Origin of the sequence: Yersinia sp. 2542 StPb PI, from assembly GCF_048593855.1 — a bacterium.
GTDB classification, from domain to species: Bacteria; Pseudomonadota; Gammaproteobacteria; order Enterobacterales; family Enterobacteriaceae; genus Yersinia; species Yersinia enterocolitica_E.
Map to the genome: position 1 here is coordinate 1 of NZ_JAZGQA010000183.1, position 8,301 is coordinate 8,301.

Below are 8,301 nucleotides of genomic sequence, written 5' to 3' on the forward strand. Positions count from 1 at the left end.
AGATTAAATAATGAAACTTAGTCCCTATCTTTTGTAGTGAAATGCACTCAAAGTCAGAAAGATAACCCTGATAAATGCGATGTGTATCGACTTTTCATCTAAAAATACGATATAACCCCGATAGGCAGCAAAAAATGACGTTATTATTGCGTTAAATTCTACTGTAACGAGTGTTAACCCTGATAACTGGCCGTAGTGCCAAAGGGGTGAACATTCGATGATGGCTTATTCGCCCGACTTTAACGGCGATTCTATGGGAAGACTTTATGCAAACCTCTGTTAACTCCGAAGGCGGCCGCACGTTCTTTGGCCATCCTTATCCGCTCAGCGGCCTGTTTCTTTCTGAAATGTGGGAGCGTTTCTCGTTCTACGGCATCCGCCCACTGTTAATTCTGTTTATGGCTGCCACTGTATTTGACGGTGGTATGGGCCTGCCTCGTGAGCAAGCCTCCGCTATCGTCGGGATTTTTGCCGGTAGCATGTATCTGGCAGCATTACCCGGCGGCTGGCTGGCTGATAACTGGCTCGGCCAGCAACGTGCAGTCTGGTATGGTTCTATCCTGATTGCACTGGGTCATCTGTCGATTGCGCTATCAGCGTTCTTCGGCAACGACATGTTCTTTATCGGTTTAGTGTTTATCGTACTGGGTACAGGCTTGTTCAAGACCTGTATCTCAGTCATGGTCGGCACCCTATATAAGCCAGGTGATGCCCGCCGCGACGGTGGTTTCTCACTGTTCTATATGGGTATCAATATGGGGTCATTTATCGCGCCGCTACTGTCCGGTTGGTTGCTGCGATCCCACGGCTGGCACTGGGGTTTTGGTATCGGCGGTATTGGTATGCTAGTGGCACTGGTTATCTTCCGTGGTTTTGCTATCCCAGCGATGAAACGCTATGACGCAGAAGTCGGGCTAGACTCAAGCTGGAACAAACCGACAAATCAGCGCCAAGGGGTTGGTAAGTGGGTGACAGGCATCCTGCTGCTGGTAGTGGTACTGATTACCCTTATAGCACAAGGGATTATCCCGATTAATCCGGTCTTGATTGCCAGCTTATTGGTCTATGTTATTGCGGCCTCAGTGACACTCTATTTCGTCTATCTATTTGCCTTTGCCAATATGAGCCGTAAAGATCGTGCTCGCCTGTTGGTGTGCTTTATTCTGTTAGTTTCTGCGGCGTTCTTCTGGTCAGCGTTTGAACAGAAACCGACTTCATTCAACCTGTTTGCTAATGACTATACCAACCGTATGGTTATGGGCTTTGAGATCCCAACAGTCTGGTTCCAATCAATAAATGCGCTGTTTATTATTCTGTTGGCACCGGTATTCAGTTGGGCTTGGCCTGCCCTGGCGAAGAAGAAAATTCAACCCAGCAGTATCACTAAATTTGTCATCGGTATTTTATGCGCGGCGGCCGGTTTCGCTGTGATGATGTATGCCGCTCAGCATGTGCTTAGCAGTGGTGGTGCCGGTGTTTCACCTCTGTGGCTGGTGATGAGTATACTGCTGCTGACACTGGGTGAGTTGTGCCTTAGCCCGATCGGTTTGGCCACCATGACCCTACTGGCACCAGACAGAATGCGCGGCCAGGTGATGGGCTTGTGGTTCTGCGCCAGTTCTCTGGGTAATCTGGCTGCGGGCCTGATTGGCGGACATGTTAAAGCTGACCAGCTTGATATGCTGCCAACACTGTTCGCCCGTTGCTCAATTGCATTGGTTATCTGTGCGGCAGTGTTAATATTGCTTATCGTACCGATTCGTCGGCTGATGAATAATACTCAGGGCCAACAAGCCGCCTGATGCATGCACGGCAACCTCTGTTCACACAAACCCGCCCTGGTGGCGGGTTTTGTTCTACAACAGCCATTCCTGTTGCTGTAATACCACACGATAACCATCGCTATCTTCGAACGTTTTGCCACTGACATCCCAATAAGGATTATAAGCAGTGACCTTACGAAAACCTGCCGTCACCATCTGCTGGCACTGAAGACTCCATTGCGCTTCATCCGGTATATAAAATACTAATAAGTTGTCCTGCGTCGGTGCCGCCCCTACCCGGACGCCGCGATGATGCGTAAACTCTAAATGGTAAGTGTGGTGTGGATGTCCGAGAATAATACCGTCAAACCCCTGATGATCGACAAAATGACCCAGTTGACTAAATCCTAAGCCACGACAGTACATCTCGCTGATTAATTTAAGATTATCGGTGGGTCTGGCAACACGCATTATCGCGGTTTTCGGTAACACTGACGGCGGCTTACTTAAGTGGGTATCGGATAATCTCACTGCTTTTGATGGCATCGGCTCTCTCCTGATAACACATTCGAACCTAGAGATTAAACATGAAAATAAGACCTGCGCAACCTTCAGACTACCCGGCCATCTTACAATTGCAGCGACAAAATACCCCAGAAAATTTAAGCCCGGAGCAGCGTAAACAGGGTTTTATTGTGTCACAAATGGATGAAAAGCAACTGGATTCAATTAACCAAGATTTGGGAATTCTGGTTGCAGTTGATGATGGGCAAGTCGCGGGTTTTGTCTGTCTGGCCCACACGGATAAACAACCACGGCCACCGGTGGTTGATGCCATGCTGGAAGCCATAAGCCATCAACAGTATCAAGGCCAACCATTAGCACAATTGCGGGTATTTCTTTACGGGCCGGTGTGTATCGATAGCCACTGGCGCGGCAAAGGGGTGCTTAAACAGCTGTTTAGCGCCGTTAAAACCCATACCTGTAATCAATTTGATGTAGGGGCCGCGTTTGTTAACAACAATAATCCACACTCATTGGCAGCCCATGTCAAAGGGTTACATATGACACCGATCAGTGAATTCGTTTGTCAGCAACAACACTACCAACTGCTGATTTTTGCTACCAACGAATGATGTTACTCATAAGGGCCGTGACGAGCATCGATTGGCAGCATAAAAGTATCAACTATCATTGACAGCGGAACGTCTATCACCGTGACATACTTCCATGGTCCCTCACGCATATCCCATTGCACGCCAGGATAGTATTGATGCCCATGGCCCTGCCCCGGCACCGTGCGGCTGATAATGCTGCCACAGCCGGACAACAACATAATACCGATCACCAGCATAACAATGCGGGCCATGCTGGTAGGGCAATGGGTCAGTTTAACAATGGGATTCACACAGTTACTCTTCAGGTTTTGCGCGATACACAGCTTATCATAGCGCCATGTAAACAACGGTTAAGACTCAATCTGGCTAATGTAAAACATAGAAGGTGTTAAAGCGTTAGTCCGTATTCACTAATACGCTATCACCGCTCAGACCGAACTATCACTAATAAAAAAACGGGCTATACATAATGTACGCCCGTTGTTACTCAATATTACCGTTACTTCATATCAGCGTTATTTCGCTGCTGGAAACGCCTTTATATTATGCGCGAGTTGGCGATAATACCCGTTCCAAATCTGATACTGCTCCGGCTGCTGCCAGACTTGCTGGTGCAAACGCGAAATCAATACCGGGTCGCTGAGTAATTCCAGACGCTGTAATTTAGCCAATTTATCCGGCCCAGCCTCCAGCGCGAGTGTCAGCCGCTCGGCACGCACCTGCTCGATAATCGCACGGGTATGGTGGCGAGCTGTCGCCATCGCACTGGCCAGCGCGTTATACGATGGGTTCATCACCGCATGCAAGAAACCATTACTAAGCGCCCGCTGATGATTAAGCTTCAGGTACTCTTCCGTCGCCAGCAATTCTCGTGGTGGATTATACTCTTCCGGGATCAAAAATAATTTAGCCCGTTTACTGGCCATCCCCAATGTCCGACGGCTGGAAACCACAGAGACTAGCGGTGACAGAATCAACGAAAATACAATCGGCGATAACCACCACAAGAAGCGCAGATCCAGCCAGGCCACGCCACCGGCCCAAACCAAACCCAGTAACAATTGCGAGCCGTGACGAACCATAGCTTCACTCCACGGCGTGGCATCATCATCACGTTGTGGTGAGTTCCATTGCACTGACCAACCGAGGAAGGCGCTGACCACAAACACGGTATGGAACAGCATGCGCACAGGGGCCAGTAATACGGAGAACAACATTTCAGCCAGCATCGACAGCAATAGACGCAGCGCCCCACCGTACTCTTTCGCCCCTTTTGCCCAGATCAAAATGATGCTGAGTAATTTTGGCAAGAACAGTAATACCAAAGTGGTGGAGAACAAGCCAATTGCCAGCTCGGGCCGCCACTGGGGCCAGACTGGGAACAGTTGACGCGGTTGCAGGAAATACTGCGGTTCCATCAAGGTATGCACCGCTTGCAAAGCAGTACACAGCACCAGGAACATAAACCACAACGGCGCAGACAGATATGACATCACACCAGTGAGGAACACAGCCCGGTGAACCGGATGCATGCCCTTAACCAGGAACAACCTGAAATTCATCAGATTACCGTGGCACCAACGGCGGTCTCGTTTTAGTTCATCAAGCAAATTAGGTGGCAGTTCTTCATAGCTACCCGGCAAATCATAAGCAATCCACACTCCCCAACCGGCACGGCGCATTAATGCCGCTTCCACAAAGTCATGCGACAGAATGGAACCTGCGAACGAACCTTCACCCGGCAATGGTGCCAGTGCACAATGCTCGATAAAAGGCTTAACCCGAATAATGGCATTGTGGCCCCAGTAATGGGACTCGCCTAACTGCCAGTAATGTAAACCAGCCGTAAACAGCGGACCATAGACCCGCGTGGCAAATTGCTGGATACGGGCATACAGCGTGTCCATACCTGAGGCTTTCGGCGCAGATTGGATAATCCCGGCATTTGGATTGGCTTCCATCAACCGCACCAACCCGGTCAAACACTCACCGCTCATCACGCTATCGGCATCCAGAATCACCATATAGCTGTACTGACTGCCCCAACGGCGGCAGAAGTCATCGATATTACCGCTTTTGCGTTTAACCCGGCGGCGGCGGCGGCGGTAGAAAATGCGCCCATGCCCATCGACATCACGACACAGCTCCAGCCAGGCTTTCTGTTCTGCCACACAGATATCGGGGTCATAACTGTCACTGAGCACATAAATATCGAAGTGCTCAAGCTGACCCGTGGCGGCGACTGACTCATAAGTGGCACGTAGCCCCGCAAATACCCGCTCCACGTCCTCATTACAAATTGGCATAATCAGCGCAGTCCGGTGAGCTGGATTTAGCGCCTCATCCCCTTTGATAGTAGAGGATATGCTGTATTTATCTTTGCCAATCAGCAATTGCAGGAAGCCCATCAGCGCGGTCCAGAATCCGGCAGAGACCCAACAAAACAGCACGGCAAACAGAATCAGGATGCCGGTTTGTAGCAGGTAAGGCAGCAATTGCATTACCGAAACCTGCCAGTTTTGTTGCCAGATCTCGAAAGGATCGATTAACGCCCACCCCTGGTAGGGCAGAATGGTCTTCATATAACTGGTCGCAATGGTGGTTTGCAACACAATGAGTATCAGCAAAATATAGCGGCGCAGAGAGCCTACGCTACGCCATTTCTTCTCGGCGATGGCCTGCTCATGGGTTTGTGCCCGTGATACCGGGTTGCGACCCAATAATGAATCCCAAAAACGCCCCACCGGATTGGTCCGCCATGCCTGCGGTGCCATACTGGTGCGTTTGATGGGCGGCATCGCATTAATGACCGTGCGCCCTTCGCAATCTGACTCCAGTTGTTTCCCTTGCGCCAAGGCCTCCGGCCACGCCGCACGCAGACGGGCATTGACTGATGCTAACGCACTGTCTTCCTGGCTAAAAACTCCCGCTGGTGGCGCACTGGCCGCCAGTTGCTGATGCAAATGCTGCATCGCTTCAGGGGTGCTATCGAGTAATACATCTTCAGGTAGAGCATCACGCAGCGCCCCTAGCTGCTGAGCAGTCAGGGGCAAGTCCGCAATATAATCCTGTACAGGAGATTGATTTGACTTATTCATCGGCAGGTAGCTGATAGCTCCAGGTTTCAGTCAGGGTTTTATCACCGTTAACCAACGCAGCACGCATTTCTATCGGTTTTTTTGCGTCCTTAACTTTTAGCCGCAATGTTAAACGCCAGCCCTTAGTAACCGGGTTGTAGCGCACACTGTTCTCGATCAATTCACCGTTGTCGTCGATACTGACCTGTGAAGCTAGCGGTGTATTTTCATCAAGTGATTTCAACACTGGACCGACAAAATCAACCAGGAATGCCACACTGCCATCAGGCTGACGAATCAGATTCGACTGTTTCACATCACCGGTTGAACGTAAGGTCTGTTTGACATAGGCCACGTCCGGCGAATGCAATTTCTCTTCATCGCGCGTGAAGTGCAGGCGGTAATTCAGATCAAGTGATGTTTTTGCATCCGGCAACACGTCTGGTGACCAGAAGGCCACGATATTGTCGTTGGTTTCATCCGCCGTTGGAATTTCCACCAGCTCAACTTTACCTTTGCCCCAATCACCACGCGGTTCAACCCAGGCACTCGGACGCAAATCGTAGCGGTCGTCTAAATCTTCATACTGCGAGAATTCACGACCCCGTTGTAGCAAACCAAACCCTTTTGGATTTTCTACCGTATAGGTGCTGACCGACAGGTGTTTTGGATTATTCAGTGGTCGCCAAATCCATTCACCATTACCCGCATGAATAGAAAGACCATTGGAATCATGTAATGCCGGACGATAGTTCAACACTGCTGACGGCTGGCTTGGCCCAAACAGGAACATGCTGGTTAATGGTGCAATACCCAGCTTCTCAACCTTGTCGCGCAGGAAGACTTTGGCCTGTACATCAATAGTGGTGTCGCGCCCCGGATAAATGACGAAACGGTAAGCACCGGTGGCACGAGGTGAGTCCAGCAGAGCATAGATAACCAGATGTTTGTCATTTGGTTTAGGCCGCTCAATCCAGAACTCACGAAAACGTGGGAACTCCTCGCCAGAGGCCAATGCCGTATCAATGGCCAGCCCGCGCGCAGAAAGGCCATAAACCTGACCTTTACCAATCACACGAAAATAGCTGGCACCAAGCATACTTACGATTTCATCTTTCTTATCCGCTTTATTGATCGGATAAAGCACTTTAAAACCAGCAAAACCTAAGTTCTTCACTGACTCGGCATCATGCTTGACCGAACCAAAGTTAAAATAGTCCGGGCTATAATTGATGGGTTTAACACTGGTCGCAGTAACTTCGTTTATCTGCACTGGCGTGTCGAAGTACATGCCCTGATGATAGAACTCTAACTTAAATGGCGTATCCAGTTTGGTCCAATAGGATTTGTCATGGTTAAACTGAATCTGCTGATAGTCGGCAAATTTCATTTCGCGAAATTGCGATGGAAGGTTACTTTTTGGTGCCTCGAAGCTTTTACCCGCCAATGTCTGTGCCTGTTTAGCCACATCATCTAACGAGAAAGCCATTGCCTGAGAAGTGAATAATGACAGCAAGAGAGTTACCCCCAGCCATCTGACGCTGTTCGCGCGTGACCCTTTAGACATTCTATTAACGTTTGAAAAAATATTAACTCGCACATCTCCCCCTGTTCGGGTGCTTAAATCATCACAGCCAAATTATTGACGGTTTATCCCACATACCGCACAGATAAATTCAGGTTAGCGTAAATGCCTGAGTTATGCTGACGGTTGATTGTTTAAACCCGTGGCTAAGCCACAAGACTATCTTGCCCAGCTAAAATACGCTATGGAAAATTATTAGCCCTTATAGTAGTGTTTCTCGCCTTACTGATCCATTGAATAACGTATATTGTTATCAATAAACGTTTACTATAAAAACAACTCCGTGGGTAAAACCGGCGCGTTATTCTAATTCCGATAACAAATAGTGAATAAGTATGAAAAAAAATACTAACCAACGGGAGTACTTTCTAGACGCTATCCGCGCCTATTTGATGTTACTCGGCATTCCTTTTCATCTTTCTCTTATATACTCCAACCATCATTGGGCAGTGAATAGTACGCATCCTTCACATCTATTTACCTTACTAAATGATTTCATTCACGCCTTTCGCATGCAGGTATTCTTTGTTATTTCCGGCTATTTTTCGTTCATGTTATATCAACGCTATGAGCGCCAGCGCTGGCTTAAGGTCCGCCTGGAGCGGGTGGTTATTCCGTTACTCACCGCCATCCCACTAATAACATTGCCACAATTTTACCTCCTTAAAACTTACACCACCAAATTACAAGATTGGAATTCATTTACAATTTATCAAAAAATAAATATTGCTATTTGGGAAATGGTTTCACACTTATGG

At 48.7% G+C, this 8,301-nt stretch carries 7 protein-coding genes; 3 read left to right on the plus strand and 4 right to left on the minus strand.

Going from position 1 to position 8,301, the window contains the following annotated elements; translation table 11 throughout:
- Window positions 1-266 precede the first annotated feature (266 nt).
- Window positions 267-1,802, plus strand: a complete 1,536-nt coding sequence (locus tag V1952_RS17655; RefSeq protein ID WP_420075229.1) for a peptide MFS transporter — start codon at window positions 267-269, stop codon at window positions 1,800-1,802.
- Window positions 1,803-1,856: 54 nt separating this feature from the next.
- On the opposite strand, the gene V1952_RS17660 is transcribed toward V1952_RS17655, so the two are convergent.
- The gene (locus V1952_RS17660) at window positions 1,857-2,234 is read right to left on the minus strand and encodes a VOC family protein (protein WP_372559916.1); all 378 of its coding nucleotides are present in this window, start codon (window positions 2,232-2,234) and stop codon (window positions 1,857-1,859) included.
- Between the two features lie 116 nt (window positions 2,235-2,350).
- Between V1952_RS17660 and V1952_RS17665 the strand changes: the two genes are divergently transcribed.
- Window positions 2,351-2,899, plus strand: a complete 549-nt coding sequence (locus V1952_RS17665; protein WP_372559292.1) for a GNAT family N-acetyltransferase — start codon at window positions 2,351-2,353, stop codon at window positions 2,897-2,899.
- Window positions 2,900-2,901: 2 nt separating this feature from the next.
- Here the strand turns inward: V1952_RS17665 and V1952_RS17670 are convergent, their stop codons facing one another.
- From V1952_RS17670 to V1952_RS17680, 3 genes are all read right to left on the minus strand, one after another.
- Complete coding sequence (locus V1952_RS17670) at window positions 2,902-3,132, minus strand: YceK/YidQ family lipoprotein (RefSeq protein WP_083163564.1); 231 nt, start codon at window positions 3,130-3,132, stop codon at window positions 2,902-2,904.
- A gap of 264 nt (window positions 3,133-3,396) precedes the next feature.
- A complete protein-coding gene (gene mdoH / locus V1952_RS17675; RefSeq protein WP_420075230.1) occupies window positions 3,397-5,979 on the minus strand; it encodes a glucans biosynthesis glucosyltransferase MdoH in 2,583 nt (860 codons plus the stop codon).
- Window positions 5,972-7,525 carry a glucan biosynthesis protein G gene (locus tag V1952_RS17680; RefSeq protein ID WP_083158497.1) on the minus strand — a complete coding sequence of 518 codons (1,554 nt, stop codon included), beginning with the start codon at window positions 7,523-7,525 and terminating at the stop codon, window positions 5,972-5,974. Before V1952_RS17680 ends, mdoH begins: the two co-directional genes overlap by 8 nt.
- Before the next feature lie 353 nt (window positions 7,526-7,878).
- On the opposite strand from V1952_RS17680, the gene V1952_RS17685 reads away from it, so the two are divergent.
- Window positions 7,879-8,301, plus strand: a 423-nt coding sequence (locus tag V1952_RS17685) for an acyltransferase family protein (RefSeq protein ID WP_420075231.1), incomplete at its 3' end; no start/stop codon positions are given.

Excerpts from the sequence above, each read along its gene's own strand:
- V1952_RS17655 (WP_420075229.1), top strand. The coding sequence starts at position 267 with ATGCAAACCTCTGTTAACTCCGAAGGCGGCCGCACGTTCTTTGGCCAT.
- V1952_RS17660 (WP_372559916.1), bottom strand. The coding sequence starts at position 2,234 with ATGCGTGTTGCCAGACCCACCGATAATCTTAAATTAATCAGCGAGATG.
- V1952_RS17665 (WP_372559292.1), top strand. The coding sequence starts at position 2,351 with ATGAAAATAAGACCTGCGCAACCTTCAGACTACCCGGCCATCTTACAA.
- V1952_RS17670 (WP_083163564.1), bottom strand. The coding sequence starts at position 3,132 with ATGGCCCGCATTGTTATGCTGGTGATCGGTATTATGTTGTTGTCCGGC.
- mdoH (WP_420075230.1), bottom strand. The coding sequence starts at position 5,979 with ATGAATAAGTCAAATCAATCTCCTGTACAGGATTATATTGCGGACTTG.
- V1952_RS17680 (WP_083158497.1), bottom strand. The coding sequence starts at position 7,525 with ATGTCTAAAGGGTCACGCGCGAACAGCGTCAGATGGCTGGGGGTAACT.